The organism is Pseudomonas jessenii (assembly GCF_002236115.1).
Classification (GTDB): Bacteria; Pseudomonadota; Gammaproteobacteria; order Pseudomonadales; family Pseudomonadaceae; genus Aquipseudomonas; species Aquipseudomonas jessenii.
The window spans coordinates 900,607-918,115 of record NZ_NIWT01000002.1 but is presented as its reverse complement, the minus strand read 5'-3'; the positions used below and the strand labels follow the sequence as shown (position 1 = coordinate 918,115).

Annotated in this window: 13 protein-coding genes; 4 read left to right on the top strand and 9 right to left on the bottom strand. The window is 58.6% G+C overall.

The window, feature by feature from the left end; translation table 11 throughout:
• Window positions 1–5 precede the first annotated feature (5 nt).
• Genes PSJE_RS08935 through PSJE_RS08925 form a run of 3 tightly spaced genes read right to left on the bottom strand, consistent with a single transcriptional unit; the run spans window position 6 to window position 5,523 of the window.
• Entirely contained in the window at window positions 6–2,420 is a 2,415-nt protein-coding gene (locus tag PSJE_RS08935) for an efflux RND transporter permease subunit (protein WP_090454620.1), read from the bottom strand.
• A gap of 8 nt (window positions 2,421–2,428) precedes the next feature.
• Window positions 2,429–4,075 (bottom strand): DUF1302 domain-containing protein, encoded by a 1,647-nt coding sequence (locus PSJE_RS08930; RefSeq protein WP_328587063.1) that lies wholly within the window; start codon window positions 4,073–4,075, stop codon window positions 2,429–2,431.
• Between the two features lie 23 nt (window positions 4,076–4,098).
• Window positions 4,099–5,523 carry a DUF1329 domain-containing protein gene (locus tag PSJE_RS08925; protein WP_090454616.1) on the bottom strand — a complete coding sequence of 475 codons (1,425 nt, stop codon included), beginning with the start codon at window positions 5,521–5,523 and terminating at the stop codon, window positions 4,099–4,101.
• 148 nt (window positions 5,524–5,671) lie between these two features.
• Here PSJE_RS08925 and PSJE_RS30435 point away from each other — a divergent pair, with 148 nt between their 5' ends.
• Together PSJE_RS30435 and PSJE_RS08920 are read left to right on the top strand one after the other, a co-directional pair.
• Window positions 5,672–5,968, top strand: a complete 297-nt coding sequence (locus PSJE_RS30435; RefSeq protein ID WP_139212662.1) for a hypothetical protein — start codon at window positions 5,672–5,674, stop codon at window positions 5,966–5,968.
• 2 nt (window positions 5,969–5,970) lie between these two features.
• A complete protein-coding gene (locus PSJE_RS08920) occupies window positions 5,971–6,552 on the top strand; it encodes a TetR/AcrR family transcriptional regulator (protein ID WP_167362888.1) in 582 nt (193 codons plus the stop codon).
• Between the two features lie 195 nt (window positions 6,553–6,747).
• Here the strand turns inward: PSJE_RS08920 and PSJE_RS08915 are convergent, their stop codons facing one another.
• From PSJE_RS08915 to PSJE_RS08910, 3 genes are all read right to left on the bottom strand, one after another.
• Window positions 6,748–7,530 (bottom strand): SDR family NAD(P)-dependent oxidoreductase, encoded by a 783-nt coding sequence (locus PSJE_RS08915; protein WP_090454614.1) that lies wholly within the window; start codon window positions 7,528–7,530, stop codon window positions 6,748–6,750.
• Window positions 7,530–7,685 (bottom strand): hypothetical protein, encoded by a 156-nt coding sequence (locus PSJE_RS31275; RefSeq protein WP_159439179.1) that lies wholly within the window; start codon window positions 7,683–7,685, stop codon window positions 7,530–7,532. The genes PSJE_RS08915 and PSJE_RS31275 overlap by 1 nt, the downstream gene beginning before the upstream one ends.
• Window positions 7,686–7,783: 98 nt before the next feature.
• Window positions 7,784–9,895 (bottom strand): 3-hydroxyacyl-CoA dehydrogenase NAD-binding domain-containing protein, encoded by a 2,112-nt coding sequence (locus PSJE_RS08910; RefSeq protein ID WP_090454612.1) that lies wholly within the window; start codon window positions 9,893–9,895, stop codon window positions 7,784–7,786.
• Between the two features lie 511 nt (window positions 9,896–10,406).
• On the opposite strand from PSJE_RS08910, the gene PSJE_RS08905 reads away from it, so the two are divergent.
• Window positions 10,407–10,973 (top strand): TetR/AcrR family transcriptional regulator, encoded by a 567-nt coding sequence (locus PSJE_RS08905; protein WP_090454611.1) that lies wholly within the window; start codon window positions 10,407–10,409, stop codon window positions 10,971–10,973.
• 104 nt (window positions 10,974–11,077) lie between these two features.
• Here the strand turns inward: PSJE_RS08905 and PSJE_RS08900 are convergent, their stop codons facing one another.
• The 3 genes from PSJE_RS08900 to PSJE_RS08890 are packed head-to-tail and all read right to left on the bottom strand — an operon-like array spanning window position 11,078 to window position 16,807.
• Window positions 11,078–12,487, bottom strand: a complete 1,410-nt coding sequence (locus PSJE_RS08900; RefSeq protein WP_090454609.1) for an efflux transporter outer membrane subunit — start codon at window positions 12,485–12,487, stop codon at window positions 11,078–11,080.
• 3 nt (window positions 12,488–12,490) lie between these two features.
• On the bottom strand, window positions 12,491–15,622 hold the full coding sequence (locus tag PSJE_RS08895) for an efflux RND transporter permease subunit (RefSeq protein ID WP_090454607.1): 3,132 nt from the start codon (window positions 15,620–15,622) through the stop codon (window positions 12,491–12,493).
• Between the two features lie 27 nt (window positions 15,623–15,649).
• The gene (locus tag PSJE_RS08890; protein WP_090454605.1) at window positions 15,650–16,807 is read right to left on the bottom strand and encodes a MexC family multidrug efflux RND transporter periplasmic adaptor subunit; all 1,158 of its coding nucleotides are present in this window, start codon (window positions 16,805–16,807) and stop codon (window positions 15,650–15,652) included.
• Between the two features lie 118 nt (window positions 16,808–16,925).
• Here PSJE_RS08890 and PSJE_RS08885 point away from each other — a divergent pair, with 118 nt between their 5' ends.
• Window positions 16,926–17,498, top strand: a complete 573-nt coding sequence (locus PSJE_RS08885; protein WP_090454603.1) for a TetR/AcrR family transcriptional regulator — start codon at window positions 16,926–16,928, stop codon at window positions 17,496–17,498.
• The last annotated feature ends 11 nt before the right edge of the window (window positions 17,499–17,509 follow it).

The window sequence follows — 17,509 nt, the reverse complement described above, 5'->3', positions numbered from 1 at the left end:
TCTCCTCAGTGCGCCAGTGCGCCGACCATGCGCACAGCGCGCTTACGCGGGAACACCCGCTCGAGCCAGACTGCGAAAGCCGGTAACACGGTCATGGCCATGACCATGTTGACCATGAACATGAAGGCGAGCAGCTTGCCCATATCGGCCTGGAACTTGAGGTCGGAGAACGCCCAGGTGGCGACGCCGACTGCCAGAGTAATCGCGGTAAAGATGGTTGCCACACCGACTTCGAGCAAGGCGTGCTCGACAGCCTTGGCGATCGGCAGGCCTAGGGACTGATGCAGTTGCATGCGGTTGTAGATGTAGAAGGCGTAGTCAACACCGATGCCAACCGCCAATACCATCACCGGCAGCGTCGCGATGGTCAGACCGATCTGTAGTTCCTTCATGAACCAATAGCCGATAAAGGTGCCAATGGTCAGAGGAAGGCAACACACCAGCACAGCGCGCAGATCCCGATAAACGACAAATACCAGCAGCGCGATTGCGGCATAGACATACAGCATCATTGGCGTCTCACTTTTTTCAACCTCCTCGTTGATGGCTGCGATCACCCCTGCATTGCCCGAGGCCAGTCGCACCGTCACCCCTGGCATCGGAAATTCGCGACGAAAGGTCTTGGCGGCTTCGATCACCTTGTTGATAGTCGTTGCCTTGTGGTCCGCCAGATACAGGTGTGCGGCGGCCATGCTGCAATCAGAACGCATGATTCCCGGAATTCGAGCCACTTCGGTAGCCAAGGAGGAGTAGTTCGTCGGATCGATGGGCACCGCATTCATTTTCGGATTGCCCTCGTTATAACCCTCGTTGAACTGGCGCATGCTGGTGGAAAATGCGGCAACCGACACCACTCCGGGTACGCCTTCCATTGCCCATACAAAGCGATCCTGATACTGACCCAAGGCGACCTCTTCGCAGGCGACTGAAGCGCCGTCACCAGACGTGCCTGGATTGACCTCGAAGACGACGCTTAGCCAATCCAGGCCAATGTCATAGTTGCTGGCGATGGCTACTGCATCACGGTTGAAGCGAGAATCCTCACGCAATTCCGGTGCACCTGCCTGCAGGGAACCAACGACTCGGTCATGGCTTTGCCAGACTGCCGCGAGAAAGACGAGCAAGGCAACACAAAGCACCCATTTGGCATTACGCCATTCGGCGAGCCTGACCAGTCCATGCAACCAACGGGCACGGCGTTGACGGGAGGTCTCCTCGGTCGCGGCGTAGTCACCGTCGACCCGCAGCATCGACGCCACCAACGGCAACATCACCAGATTGGTGATGATCTTGTAGGACACACCGAGTGACGCGGTGATAGCCAACTCGCGTACCATCGGAATCGGGATCAGCACCAGCGTTACAAAGGAAACAAAAGCCGTCACCAGTGCCAGCGTGCCAGGGATCAGCAAACCGCTGAAGCTGGAACGCGCCGCCTCCTCGACGCACTTGCCATGGGCGATTTCCCGCACGATGAAATTTATCTGCTGCACGCCATGGGACACGCCGATGGCGAACACCAGAAAGGGCACCAACACGGCAAGCGGGTCGAGGCCATAGCCAAGCAGCCTTAGACTGCCAAACTGCCAGACCAACGACGCCAATGAACACCCCAGTGCCAGCAGAGTGAAACGTACGGAGTGGCAGTACCAGTACACCGCAGCGGCCGTCAGCAGCAATGCCAGCAGGCAAAACTCCAATACTGCAGACGCGCCATCGGCAATATCGCCGATCTGCTTCGCAAAGCCGATGATCTGAACTTCGAAATCACCGTCCTCGAACTGCTGACGAATTTGCTTTTCCAGGACCTGGTTGTAGGCCACATAGTCCAAGCGCGCCCCAGTGGCGTCAAACTCGTTGAGTTCGACGGTGATCATCGCGCTGCTCTGATCCCGCGAGACCAGCGTGCCGATAAAGCCCCCCTGAGCCGTCGAATCGGCGATCCTGGCAATGGTTTCATCATCGAGGCGTTCGGGGGTTACCGTACCCGGTACAAGTGGATCTGCACGGAAGCCCTCCTCGGTTATCTCGTTGACGAAAGCGTTCGGCGTCCACAACGAACGCACGCTGCTACGCGAAACATTGGGTAGAAAGGTGACTGCCTGAGTGACGTCATACAGACGCTTGAGAGCCGTCTCGCTCCAGATCTTGCCTGCGCGAGTCTTGACCACAATGGTCAGTCGATTCGCCCCCAACAGGTCATTGCGGTACGCCTCGAACGTTTCTACATATTCATGGCCGATGGGCAGCTGCTTTTCAAAGCCCGCATCCATACGCAACTGAACAGCAAACCAGGCCATGATCAGAGTGAAGATGACCAGACTCGCCAGTACTGACCGGCGATGCCCGAAAAGCCAGTTTTCGATGCAAGGCAGCACGCCACGCCCCCGTTTGACGGGCATTTTTACAGAAGTATTCACGACATGCCTCACAGAGTGCGCGAAATCACGAAACCGACATAGTCGCGATCACCCAACAATTGATCGTAGGGGGTATCGCCTCCCATGAATTTCGCGTAGTTGAAAGAGACCTGCCAACTTGCGGGATTACGCACGAAGTTCAAATACAGGTTCATGCTGCTGGCACCCTCAGTGAAGGTTGCAGACAGATTGGGCGTCCGTCCGCCAAGGGAGCGCGAATAGAAGATCCCAGGCGTAACCTGCCAACCTGGAAGCAACGTCCCGTCATAGGTGAGGCTGAAATCCACATTGACACCGGATGAGGTTTTGTCGCCCTTGGCCGTCGGCGGGGTCGTTGGATCTAGCTGCCAGGTGTTCAAACCCGCGGCAATCAGCTCACCGTCGACACTGTCATGCAGATCGGGATACTTCACGACCACCAATTCAGACAGCAGGGTGCCCGTACTGGCGCCGGTGAAGTCAAGCAGTCCGGGGGAGTTGGAGGGTGTCAGGCTGTATAGGCCGGTCAGGTGCCACTGGAATTTTTTCTGGTCGTCCCAGCATTTGCCGCCATTGTTTGCACAGAGATCAAGAACAGGGTTGAGTGGCACCGCATCCTTGGGACGGTAGGACAACTCCGTGCCGACAGCCCAGTCGCCAATCGGCATGTTGGCGCTGATGCCATAGAGCATACGGTCTTCCGGATATACCCACTTTTGCGAAAGGGCGAAGGTCTCAGGATCGAGTACCTGCACCGTCAGCGACGGCAGCTTTTCGTGATAGCGCATCACGTAAAGGCCGAGATTGAGATCGGTGTCATCCGGTTGCCAACGCAGCGAGATGCCCCACTGTCCGTTATCCCGAGCATGCTTATCGTCGAACCCGTAGGATTGCATACCCTCACCGAGCCCGTGAGTGGTGGACCAGTAACTGCCAACGGGCGGCAACTCGCTCTTGTTCCAGCCGAACTGATAGTAGGCCTCAATGTTCAGACCTGAACCCAGACCCGAAGCGAGGCTGAGCATCGGGGCCGGCAGCACGGCTTCCTTGAGCTGGACACCAGGACGCGCGAGGGCCTGATAATCGTAAGCGTTGGTGTTGTTGATGCCACCAACCACGAACAGGCTTTCGCCCCAGTTGATCACCTGGTTGCCCAAGCGAGCCCGTACACGCTGATCGCCGACATCGAAGCTCTTGCTCACCCACAGGTCGAGCAGGCGAGCCTTGAACTCCAGGTCGTCACGCGCATCATTGGTAAGACCGTCGCTGCCAACGCCCGCAGGTGTGTTGAAAGACAGGGCGCCGGTGGTATCGGTGGCGGCGAAGTCACGAATCCAGCTTCCTCGCGCCATGAAGGTGAAGTCCTCCGGTAACTTCAGCAGCAACTCATGGGAGCCTTTGATGTAGTTGGTGAACAGGTCACCCTTGTCGTAGTTCAAGTTGCCCTGATCACCAATGCCAGAAGTTTGTGCCAGGCAACCACTGGGCGGGTTGTGTCCGGTAGCGCCGGTGTTGACCAGATTGCAGGATTGCGAATCGGTGCGCAGGCCCATGCCCAAGGCGATGGTGGAATCGAATGAACCACGGATGTTTTCGGTTTCAAACGTGAACGCCATTGCCAAAGGGGTTGCACACGCGATGACAAGGCCTGATGCTTTTGTGATTATTTTTTTCATGATGGCTCTCGACCGATCGCTTTTCAGCGTTCACTGATGGCACGCAAGTTGTCGGATGTGTAGAAGTCACGCTTCAGGCGGGGGTTGCCGGTACTCTCGGTGAGCCAGCGGTGATCGTTCTTACCCACTCCGACAGACGTCATGTCGTACAGGTAGCGACCGTCAACCAGGTTGTACTGCACCTGTGCCTCCATATCGCAGGTGCCTGTCTCGTAGACCGGGATCGTATAGCCTTCGCGAACCTTCCAGATTTGCCCTTGCTTGTCGTAGTCGACAGCCATCAGCGCGTTCCAGCTATCTTCATCGATGTAGAAGAGTCGCTTCGGAGCCTGGTGGCGCATGCCCTGGCGAACCGTGGCCTCGACGACCCAGACACGATGCAATTCATAGCGGCGTGATTCGGGCGCGATGTAATCACGCTTGGCCACACTCTCAATGTTGGCAGAGGCGTCATAGGCCCCGAAGGCGTTGTAGGGCACCAACAACTCCTGCTTGCCGACCAGCTTCCAGTCGAAGCGGTCCATCGGCCCGAAGAACACGTTCGACTCATCGATGGTGTACTGATTATCGAGACCAATTTGTGGAGAGTCGTAGGAGTAGGCGGGCATGCGACGCACACGACGCTGGCCGGGGAAGTAATAGAACGTGGTCGCCTGTTCGCCGGCCTTGGTAGTCACCACACCGGCCTGTCCGGCAAGGGCAGCAGGATCCAGATAGGAGAAATAAGTGGCGACTTCCAGGCGATCGAAGGAAGAGAACAACGCACTGCCCTTTTCTCCCCATGGGGTATACATGAACCAGTCCGTCGAAGTGCGCAGCCAGTCGTTCCCCCCCTTGCGCGGCGATATCCCGGAAACGGTCTTGGACATATCGAAACCAACGCCGCGGTAGCGCATTTTCATGTTCCACATCACCTCGGCACCGGTGCTCGGCATAGGGAATGGAATACCGGGTACGTGGGCTTCTTTCAGCGCCAGGCCATCGGCATCCAATGTGGCGAACCCGACGTTCTTCCTGGTGTTATCAGCGACAAAGTCGGGCACGCCGCAGCTACGACGGGTCGGATACACGTCCATGCGATAGCCCGGGATTTTCTTGAACAGTTCCACCTGACCGGGTGAAAGCTTGTTCGCATATTGCGAGACATTGTTGGAGTCGATACTGAAAAGCGGCTTGTCGTTCTTGAATTTCCAGGATTGACCACGCACCTGGCCATAAGTCCAGCCACCGCCCTGCTGACCGGGTGGTGTCCAGGCCGGGATGACCCCATCAGCACTTGCCGCGACCTCCCCTCCCAGCGGCGTTAGCTTCGTACCGAGCAGCGCAGGATCCTTCTGTGCAGCTTGAACAGTGCCGATAGCAGCCATTGCTGCCAATGCCACGATCAGATGCCTGACTCCACTTCTGGTGGAGATACCGGCGCATGGCCGCTCAATAACTTCATTCATTGGAAGATCCTCATGGGGCTGGAACCGGCGGCGCGACCTTCCTGGAGGGAAGACTCGGGCTGTGTCACACTCTATAATCAATTGACTTGATCACTTGACCAAGTCAATTGACTACAAAGCAAACCACATGCCAAACCATGGAGGCAAAATGAATTTGCTTAGTTATCAATGTGTTAGAAATTTGATCAATCGGCCAGGCAACACTGCTTACTCACCGACGCACCCGCTTGTTTCAGCAGGCCGCACCAATCTGGGAATTTACGAAACAATTGTTACGTATTATCACCGCATTGGAATGAGCTATTCACGTGTGCCACTGGCAACAAAACCCATGCGTCGCTCCACGCCGGCTCATGACTCGCAGACCAGTCATGCTGTAGCATCCGCCGGCGTTGACGCCGCCCCCCAGGCAGGCGCTACTGCAGTAACAAAGGAGATTGCTTGACTATGGCCAGAGTGGGCGCTGAATTGCGTAGACAGGACTTCGTGGAAGCCACTGTCAAAGTGATTGCTGAACATGGGGTTGCCAATGCAACGACTCGACGTATCGCCGCTGCCGCAGGCTGTCCTCTCGCGTCGCTGCACTATGTGTTTCATACAAAAGACGACCTCCTCTATGCGGTCTATGAGTCTCTTTTCAACTTGCCACACCAGGCCCTGACGAACGTGCCTGCGGGAACTACCGCAGCGGAAACGACAGCGGAAATGCTTCGCCAATTAGTCACGTGGTTCTCCACCAACCCCGACATCGCCAAGGCACAAACCGAGCTTTTCTTCTGGGCCATGCGCAACAATCCCGAGATGGCGACCAGGATCTACGCGGTAGCGATAGAAGCAACGGAACAGGCAATGGAAAAAGCCATCGGTACGCAATTCGACAAGGCCTTCTTGAAGGCCACAAGTCGACTGTTGGTTCACCTTGTAGATGGTCTGATCATCGCCTGGTCCGCTCATGGAGACTTGGCACGGCTGGAGGCAGAAACTGAAACGGCCTGCGAAGCTGTAGCGCTATTAGTGGCCAGCCGCTGAACATTTCGATCCGTATCTACCTGACGATCATCAACCTGTACCCCGGTGGGTGATCGCCGGGGCCTGAGTGATTTGTTGAGCTGTGGCGGATATAGCTGTTGGAGGTACCGGTGAAGTATGGCAAGTCAGTGCTCAACCAGATCATGGTTGCAGCTGGCGACTCTGTCTGAGCACAAGCCTTGTCATCGAACTTGCTTACAAGCTACTGACCAATTGACCTCCATCCACTGCCAGAACGCTACCGTTCATGAACGCACCGGCATCGCTGGCGAGCAGTAGAAACGGCCCTTCCAGCTCGTGGAGTTCGCCTAATCGGCGCATGGGAATCAGCTCACGTATGTAGTTGATGCCCTTGTCACTATCGAAAAAAGCTTCATTCATTTCCGTCTTGAAGTAGCCCGGGGCTATGGCGTTGACGCGAATCTTGTAGCGCGCGAGCTCCAGCGCCAGCGACTTGGTCAGTTGCACCACGCCTGCTTTGGCGGCGCAGTAATGGCTATAGCCGGTGCCGACTCGTAGACCAAGTATCGAGGCAATATTGACGATGCTGCCGCTACGTCCTGCTTTAACCAGCCGCTGCGCTGCGACCTGAGCAACGCGCCAGACACCGTCGAGGTTGGTCGCCAGCATTGCACGCCAATCTTCCTCACCGATTTCCAGCGGGCGTTGGCCATTGCCGATGCCGGCATTGTTGAGCACTACGTCGACTACCCCGAAGTGCGCCTCGGCGGTGTCGAAGGCCGCCTCGACGCTAGCCCGGTCGGTGACGTCGAGAGCGACCGACAGCGCCTGGCCACTCTCCCACTCGATGTCCTTGGCAACTTGTTCGAGCCGCTCGACGCGCCGCGCAGCGAGCACGACGCGGGCGCCAGCGCGAGCGGCGATCCGCGACAAGTGCGCGCCAATGCCGCTGGAGGCGCCAGTGATCAGCACCGTTCGGCCGGCCAAGGAGAAGCGCTGGGCGAAGTCGCGATCCATCAATACACCTCGACTGCGATACAGATGACGCACAGGGTCAACTGGCTGGCCCAGGGCCGCGACATGGCACCGTTGACCGCGCCACAAGCGGCCTTGGTAATCAGTGTGTGGGCAGTGAAGTGAATCACGGGTTCTTTCATGGTGGTGCCTTGCATGTATATTGGGTTCCCTCTCCCTCTGAGAGAGGGCCAGGATAAGGGAGATGCGTGGTCGCCCTCATGACTCGCCCTGCTCCCCGGAGCGAGAGGGAATTTCAGATGATTTCGATGCGGGTATTGCCAGCAGCGACCAGGCGCTCCAGCAACTGTGCCGGCTGGAACCACATCTGGCCGTACTCGCCTAGAACGTGACGGTAGTGCTCAATACCGGCCAGCACCTTGTCCAGTCCCAACTGCTCGGCATAATGCATCGGGCCGCCGAGATGAGCCGGAAATCCGTAGCCGTTGATCCAGACCAGATCGATGTCGCTGGCGCGCAGAGCGATGCCTTCGTCCAGTAACTGGATGCCTTCGTTGATCAGCATGAACATGCAACGGTCATGGATTTCCTGATCATCGATGGAACGTCGGGGGACTTCCAGCTCATCGGCAAGGCGCTCTGCCAGCACCACCACCTCGTCGTCCTCCTTACAGTTGCGCCCCTCATAAAGGTAGAAGCCCCGCCCGGTTTTCTGGCCGTATCGCCCTAGGGCATAGAGTTCCTCTCCAAGGCGGCAGTAGGTTTCGTCATGGGCAATGGCGGCCCGATTCGAATCGCGTATCAAGAAACTCACATCGATACCGGCAAGGTCCAGCATGCTGAATATGCCCATATTGAGGTCCAGGCCGGTGAGCACACCGTCTACCTGCGCCGGTGTCGCCCCCTCCAACACCAGGCGATGGGCTTCACGGGAATAAGGCTCGAGCATGCGGTTGCCGATGAAACCAAAGCAAACGCCGGAGAGCACCGGTAGCTTGCCAATATGCTTGGCGATCTTCATGGTGGTTGCCAGTACATCCGGCGCAGTGGCCTTACCGCGTACTACCTCCAGCAGGCGCATAACATTGGCCGGACTGAAGAAGTGCAGACCGATCACGTCCTGCGGACGGGAGACGGTGGCCGCAATGGCGTCGACATCGAGTGACGAGGTGTTGGTGGCGAGAATGGCACCTGGCTTACACACCTTTTCAAGGGTGCGGAATACCTGCTGCTTGATTTCCATCTGCTCGAACACCGCTTCGATCACCAGGTCGGCATCGGCCAAATCGTTGTAGTCAAGGGTGCCGAATAGCAGGTCCATGCGCTGTTCCAGTTGTTCGGCGGTCATCTTTCCGCGCTTGACGCTGATCTCGTAGTTTTTGCGGATCTGCATCAGGCCGTTGTCCAGCGCCTCCCCCTTGAGCTCAAGCAGAGCTACAGGGATACCGGCGTTGGCGAAGTTCATGGCGATGCCACCGCCCATGGTGCCGGCTCCGATCACCGCAACCTTATCAACCTTGCGCAGCGCAATGTCCGCCCCGATACCTGGAATGCGTCCGGCCTCGCGCTCAGCGAAGAACACATGGCGCAGCGCCTTCGACTGGCGGGAAGCCTCGGCCTGCTTGAACAACGCCAGTTCTCGGGCGAGGCCCTCCTCCAGCGGCAGCAGGCACGCCGCTTCCAGCGCAGAGAGCACCAGACGCGGGGCCAATCGGCTTTTCCAGCGCGGCTCATGCTCGGTGCGGTAGCGGGCGAGGAAATCACCCGGCAGGTCCTCGGCCGGTTCCGGCCAAGCCTCTGTCGGCCGCGCCGGGGCGCCGTAGTCGATCAGCTCGTTGGCATAAGCGCGCGCCTCATCCAGCAGTTGCTCGGCAGCGGTAGCGATGCGGTCGAGGATGCCCAGCATGCGAGCGCGTTCGGCGTCTATTTGTTGACCAGAAAGAATCAGATTCAGCGCCGATTCAGCGCCGATAAGCCTTGGCAGGCGCTGTGTCCCGCCTGCGCCGGGCAACAGTCCCAGGTTTATTTCCGATAAACCCACTCGGGTGCTCGGCTCACCAATCCGGTACCCACAGGCCAGAGCCAGTTCCATACCACCACCCAAGGCCAACTTGCCAATGGCGGCAACCAGCGGTTTGTGGATCTGGGTCAAGCGAACCAGCGTGCTGGGTAGGTCCGGCTCGGCGAAGGAGGCCTCGGTGCCGAATTCCGTGATATCGGCGCCAGCACTAAACATACCGTGCTCGCCGTAGAGGATGATTGCTTCCACCCTTTCGTCAGCGGCTGCGCGCTCGCAAGCGTCAATGATAGCGGCGCGCAGAGGCTGGCCGAGTGCATTGACCGGTGGATGGGCCAGGCCTATCAGGGCCAGACCGTCTTCGAGACGATAGTGGATGAGGTCGCTCATTGGGGGATCCTTATGTTGCTGCACGACTGCTTAACGCTGAGCACGCGGGGATGCGCTCGTTGGCCGCGATTCGTCAAAAATGCCTGAAGACTTCGTTGATGCTGGTGATTGGATAATTCGGGTGAGCGTTGGAGACGCGACTCGAAACCACTGATCCAAAGGCGTAGATAGCCCCCGAAGCCAGTATCGCGGTCATGGTTACAGTCAGGCAGGAGAGCAGGAATCGGCGCATCGGAAACCTCCGTCATTTGGCGGGAGCCAAATGCAGTGTCTTTTGTTATTGAGGGTTTCGATTCTGGATAACGGCCGATGCAAAAGCTTGGCAGATCACGCCATGTATTTTGCAGTTCATGACTTTCAAGCGCCTCAGAACCTGGTGAAATTTGAAAGCCGAGACCTGAGCAAATAATGTCTCAGATGAAGTAATTTGCTCATGTTCTGCGGTTTTCGTTGCAGTGATGAGCTTTTCCTGCACAATTCCCGGCATTGAAATTCGATCCGAGACCGACTGATGTCCCTGACTCCGCAAGACGAAAGACTCATCAAAGCGCTGGCCCTGGCCATCGTTGATCGCCCGCGGGCGACGCTCAAGGAACTGGCTGAAGCTGCTGGCGTGAGCAAGGCTACGCTGCATCGCTTTTGCGGCACCCGTGACAACCTGGTGCAGATGATGGAAAGCCACGGTGAGACGGTGCTGAACCAGATCACCACCACGACCGACCTGTTGCACAGCGAGCCGGTGCAGGCGCTGCGTAGTCTGATCAATGAGCATTTGGTGCATCGTGAAATGCTGGTTTTCCTGCTCTTTCAATATCGCCCAGACACCTTCCCGGTAAATGGTGAGGGGGACCGTTGGCAATCGTATGCCGATGCCCTTGATGCTTTCTTTCTGCGCGGCCAACAATTGGGTGCCTTCCGCATCGATGTCACCGCAGCAGTCTTCACGGAACTGTTCCTGACCATGATCTTCGGCATGGTCGATGCGGAGCGCCGTGGGCGTGCGGCCAGTGCCAACTCAGCCAATGTGCTGGAGCAGATGTTCTTGCATGGCGCTGCCGGCGTAGTACGTCCCCAATAATCCCCACCCTTCGCTCCTCCAAAAAAAGAGCCCCGTGACCTAACGGGTCCACGGGGCTAAAGAACGGGTTGGATGCACCAACCCAAGGAGCGCTTGCCAGCTTCTTATCTGGCCTCTACTTGCGAGGACCATCCTCCGCCCAGCGAGCGGAACAGATCGACCAAGGCAATCTGTCGCTGAGTGCTGACCTCAATGAATGCCGTCTCGTTGACGAAGCTGGTGCGCTGGGCATCGAGGTAACGCAGGTGACTGTCAATGCCACCTTCATAACGGGCCTTGGCCAGCTTCAGCGTCTCGCTGCTGGTATTGGCCAGCGCGCGTCGGGCCGCCTCCTCCCGGCGCAAGGTGTCGGTGGCGGCCAATGCATCGGCGACCTCGCGAAACGCTGTCTGAATCGTGCCCTCATACGCCGCCACCGCCGAGTCCTTGCGGGCTTCGGCCAGACTCAGCCCTGCATTGTTGCGGCCAGCATCGAACAACGGCAGCGACAGGTTCGGCACAAAACTCCAGGACCGAGAGCCACCGTCGAACAAACCGGACATTTGCGCGCTGGAAGTGCCGAAGCTGCCCGTCAGACTGATACGCGGAAAGAACGCCGCACGTGCAGCGCCAATGTCCGCATTGCGCGCCTGCAGTCGATGCTCAGCGGCAAGAATGTCCGGTCGGCGCTCTATCAGCGCCGACGTGGTGTCAGGTGCGATGTCCTGAACCAGCATCGGCTCCTTTTGCAACCAGTCGGGAATCGACTTCGCCGCGTCTTTGGTGCCGAGCAACAGCACCAGCGCGTTAAAGGCCTGCTGTTTCTGACGCCGATTGCTTTCCTGTTCTGCGCGCGATTGCTCCACCAACCCCAACGCTTCCTGGTAGTCCAGTGCAGTCGCCGTGCCGTTCGAACGGCGCTGGCTGATCAGGGCGAACGAGTACTCGCGGCTGATCAGGGTTTGTTGGGTCAGATCCAGGCGACGCTGGGCGCCATCGTGAACCAGATACGCCTGGCTGACCTCGGCGATCAGTGCGATCTGCGCGGCGCGGGCGGCCTCTTCGGTGGCCAGGTACTCTTGCAACGCGGAGTCACTGAGGCTCTTCACGCGGCCGAACAGATCCAGCTCGTATTCAGGCAGCGACAAGCCGACCTGATAGTCGCTGGTAACTCCCGGCCGGCCGTTGTTAGCCAGATCCGCCGGCAAGCGCTGACGATTGCCCGCTGCGTTGGCATTCAACCCCGGTACACGGTCGGCGCGCTGGATGCGGTATTGCGCCCGGGCCTGCTCGATATCCAGAAGCGTCTGGCGCAGTGAGCGGTTGTTATCCAGAGCTATCACCACCAGCCGGCGCAGGTCGGGATCGATGATAAACGTCTGCCACACCAGTTGGTTGATCGGACTGCCCTGCTTCGTCGACTCACCCGCCCAGTTATCCGCAACCGGCGCAACGGGCCGCTCATAAGTGGGCGCCAACGAGCAACCGCCCAACAGCATGGCGATCACAAGCGTAGAAAAAGCTGAAATACGCATGAATCACTCCTGAGTCAAAGCGGGTTGTTCAGTGGGTGCCGGTTTACTACGCAGCATCGACAGCACCCAGACAAAACAGATCGGTACGAACAACACACCCAGCAAAGTCGCGCTGAGCATGCCGCCGATCACACCCGTACCGATTGCACGCTGACTCGCAGCCCCTGCTCCGGTTGCCAACGCCAGTGGCACGACGCCGAGGATGAAAGCCATGGAGGTCATGACAATCGGCCGAAAGCGCAGGCTTGCGGCCTCGATGGCAGCGCCGCGCAGGCTATAACCTTTCTCCCACAGCTCTTTGGCGAACTCGACGATGAGGATCGCGTTCTTCGCCGCCAGACCGATGATGGTGATCAGCCCCACCTTGAAATACACGTCGTTGGGCATGCCGGCGACCATTACCGCGAGTACCGCACCGATGGCACCGATCGGCACGATCAGCATCACGGTCAGGGGAATTGCCCAGCTCTCATAAAGCGCGACCAGCAAGAGGAACACCACGAGGATCGCGAGCGCGAACAGTTGCGTCGCCTGACCGCTGGAAACCTTTTCCTGATACGACAGGCCGGTCCACTCGTAGCTGAAACCCGCCGGCAATTGCGCGGCGATTCGCTCCATTTCCGCCATGGCTTCACCGGTGCTGTATCCCGGCCCGGCGTCACCAACGATCCGGATCGACGGATAACCGTTGTAACGCACCAGTTGCACCGGACCTTCTTCCCAATGGGTGGTGACGAAGGCGCTGAGCGGCACCAGATTGCCCGCGCTGTTGTGCACGTACAGTTTGAGCACACTTTCCGGGGTCATCCGGTCGCCCTGCTCGGCCTGCACCACCACACGCTGCTGACGGCCGGCGTTGGTGAAGTCGTTGATCACCTCCGAACCGAACGCGGCTGACAATGCACCGCTGATCGACTCGAAACTCACGCCCAGGGTACGGGCCTTGTCGCGGTCGATCACCACCCGCAATTGCGGCGACTCGGCCAGGCCTTCCATCATTGCGTAGAGGATTTTCGGGTTGCCGTTGGCCTGACCGAGCAACTGATCACGGGCTGCAATCAATGCTTCGCGGCCCAGACCGGCGCGATCCTGCAGGCGCAGTGCAAAACCACCGGAGTTGCCCAGGCCATCAATCGGTGGCGGAGGCACAGCCATCACTGCACCGTCGTTGGTCACGGCAAATTGCTCGTTCAGCGCCATGACTTCCGCCATGGCCGATTGATCTTCGCCACGCAGCGACCAGTCCTTGAACACCGGGAATGCCAGCGCCGCGTTATCGCCCATCCCGGAAAAACTGAAGCCTGATACCAGGAAAGTCGAAGCGACCGCTTCACGGGAGGCGAGGAACCGCTCCAGTTGTTCACCGGTGGCTTCGGTGCGGGTACGGGTCGCGCCCGGCGGCAACTGAACGTCGACGATCATGTAGCCCTGGTCCTCCACGGGCACAAACGACTCCGGCAAGCGCAGATAGAAGTAACCGAGCATCGCGATAATGCCCACGTACACCAACATCATCCGGCCGGCACGCGACACCAGCCCGTTGTTCAGGATCGAGTAACGCTCGGTGAGCCGGGCAAAGCCACGGTTGAAGGCGCCGAAGAAACCGCGTTTCTCATGGTGTCCCTGAGGAATCGGCTTGAGCAACGTGGCACACAGCGCCGGAGTGAACGTCAACGCCAGGAAGCCCGAGAACAAAATCGACACCGCCAGCGACACCGAGAACTGCTGGTAGATCACACCCACCGAGCCGGACATGAACGCCAATGGCATGAACACCGCCGACAGCACCAGGGTGATGCCGATGATCGCTCCCGATACTTGCCCCATCGCTTTAACTGTGGCATCGACCGGTGAAAGCCCCTCCTCGGCCATGATCCGTTCAACGTTCTCCACCACTACGATGGCGTCGTCCACCAGAATACCGATCGCGAGCACCATGCCGAACATGGTCATCATGTTCACCGAGAAGCCCAGCAGGTACATCAGCAGCAGCGTGCCCAGCAGACACACCGGCACCACAATCGACGGGATCAATGTATAGCGGATGTTCTGCAGGAACAGGAACATCACCAGGAATACCAGCACCATCGCCTCGATCAAGGTATGGATCACCTTCTCGATAGCGACATCGACGAAACGCGAGGTGTCGTAGGGCACGGAATATTCCACGTCGTCCGGAAAGTAGGCCGACAGTTCGGCCAGGCGTTCCTTGACTGCCGTCGCGGTCTGGATCGCGTTGGCGCCGGGGGATAACTGGATCGCCGCCGCCACCGCCGGTCTACCATTCAGACGCGAGTTGAAGTTGTAACTCTCCTGGCCGACTTCCACACGAGCGACATCCGCCAGATTGACCGTCGAGCCGTCCTCGTTGGCGCGCAGAACGATGCGTGCGAATTCTTCCGGATTATCCAGAGTACCTTTCACCGCCAACGTAGCAGTCAGTTCCTGCTGGCTGCTGGTCGGCGTACTGCCGAAGCTGCCGGCCGGCACCTGCACGTTCTGTCCGCGAATGGCTGTGCTCACGTCGTCGATAGACAGTCCATAACCCACCAGTTTCTGCGGGTCGATCCAGATCCGCATGGCTGCTTCAGAAGAGAAGAATTGCAGCTTGCCGACGCCGGGCACCCGGCGCAGTTCGTTGTTGATGTTGCGCGCGGCATAGTCACCCAGAGCGGTGGTATCGCTGTGCTGGGTGCCCTCCTTGTAGTTGAGCGCATAGATCAGCAGGAAACCGGCACTGGTCTGCTCCACCTCCAACCCTTGGGTGAGCACGGCTGGCGGCATGCGTGCTTCGGCCTTTTTCAGGCGATTTTGCACGTCAACCTGGGCAAGCTGCGGATCAGTGCCGGGCTGGAACGTAATCGCAATCTCGGCGATGCCGTTGGAGTTGTTGGTCGACTCGAAATACAGCAGGTTTTTGGCACCATTGAGCGACTCCTCGATCACGCTGGTGACCGAGTCCACCAGCACTTTCGCCGAAGCACCAGGATAGGTCGCCGTCACCTTGATTTGCGGCGGCGCAACGTTGGGATACTGCGCCACCGGCAGCATCGGGATGACCAGCAGACCGGCCAGAGAGATGAACAACGCCACCACCCAAGCAAAATTCGGGCGTTTGATGAAAAACTGAGACATCGGAGTATCCTCGCGGCGACTGCGCCCTTACTGTTTCGACTCAGGCGACTGAGCCTGCGCGTGGGGCTGAGCAGGTGCGACTTTGGCACCCGGTTGCAGACCGGTAAGGCCGCCGACAATCACCTGATCGCCCGCCTTCAATCCCTCACTGATTTGCCAGCGCGAACCCTGCATGGCGCCGGTGACCACATTGCGTGACTCGACTCGGTCGTCTACGCCGACCACCATCACCTGTGCAACGCCATCGCTGCCGCGTTGCACCGAACGTTGCGGCACAAGAATGGCCTGGTTGTCAGTGCCTTGTGGCGTGCGCACGCGTACAAACATGCCCGGCAACAGGACGCCGTCGGTATTGGCGAACTTGCCACGCAACGACACCTGCCCCGTGCCGCGATCAACCGCGACGTCGGTAAACATCAGTGCACCTTGGCGCTCGTATGCCGTGCCGTCGACGCGAATCGACAGCGCCTTGTTGTCGGTGGCGGAGAGTTTCCCGTCCTTGAGCGACTCGCGCAGGCGCAGCGCATCAGCGGCCGACTGAGTGAAATCGACATAGACCGGATCAAGTTGTTGAATTCGCGCCATCAACGTCGCGTCGCCCTGGCCAACCAAGGCACCTTCGGTCACCAGCGCGCGGCCGACGCGACCCGAAATCGGTGCGGTCACCGAGGCATAACCGAGGTTCAAGCGGGCGCTTTGCAGGTCGGCTTGAGCCGAACGGGTGGTCGCCTGAGCGTTGCGTAGATCGGCCGTGGCACTGTCGAAATCCTGTTGGCTGACCGCCTCGATCTTCACTAACGGTTCATAGCGTTTGACCCGCGCCTGCGCTTCCAGCACGACGGACTGAGTTCGAGCTAACTCACCCTCGGCGCGCGATAAAGCCGCTTTGAGCGGTGCCGGGTCAATCTGGAACAGCAGGTCCCCGGCTTTGACGTCAGCGCCCTCTTCAAAACGCTTTTGCATCACGATGCCAGGCACCCGTGCACGCACCTCCGCAACCCGCATGGGTTCCACCCTGCCCGGTAGCTCCGAAGTCAGCGCCAGAGGCTCAGTCTTCACCGCTAATACTTCTACCGGGCGCGCCACTTCGGCCACACTCGCTTGATCATTTGCCGGCCCACATCCCGCCAGCGCAATGGCTACTGCCAGCGAGCCCGCCATCCCTACTGCACGCAAATTGCCCATAACTCACCCAAAGCTTGATTGAATTTGGTGCGAATGCTACTTTCTAAGCCCTAATGAGTCAATATTGTCTCATATGAGAAATTTGAGAACCTTTATAAACATCGCTTGAGGCTTGGTGATGAACCCGATTTCCCATGATGAACACCTGCTCAAGACGCTGACCGTGGCGGTCGTCAGCCGGCCGCGAGCGACGATGAAGGAGTTGGCGCAATTGGCAGGCGTGAGCAAGGCGACCCTGCACCGCTACTGTGGAACACGGGAAAACCTGGGGCAGCGACTGGAGGAATACGCCGAGGGCACGCTCAATCTGATTATCCGCAGCGCCGGCCTGCAGCATCTGGAGCCACTGGACGCGCTACGCCGATTGATCAGGGAGCACCTCGCCCATCGCGAACTGCTGGCCTTTCTGATGGCGCAATACCGCCCTGACTTCCTGGACTTCGAACGGGGTGACATACGCTGGCAGTTTTACCTGGAGGCGCTGGATGGGTTCTTCCTGCGAGGCCAGCAAAAAGGGTTGTTTCGTATCGACATCACTGCAGCGATTTTTACCGAGCTGTTCATCACGCTGGTCTATGGCCTGGTGGATGCCGAACAGCGCGGGCGTGCCGCCAATGCTGATTCGGCACGAACGCTTGAGCAGATGTTCCTGCATGGAGCGCTGTCTGGCGGCGAGTTCCGCGAGCGCTAATCTGTGCAGGA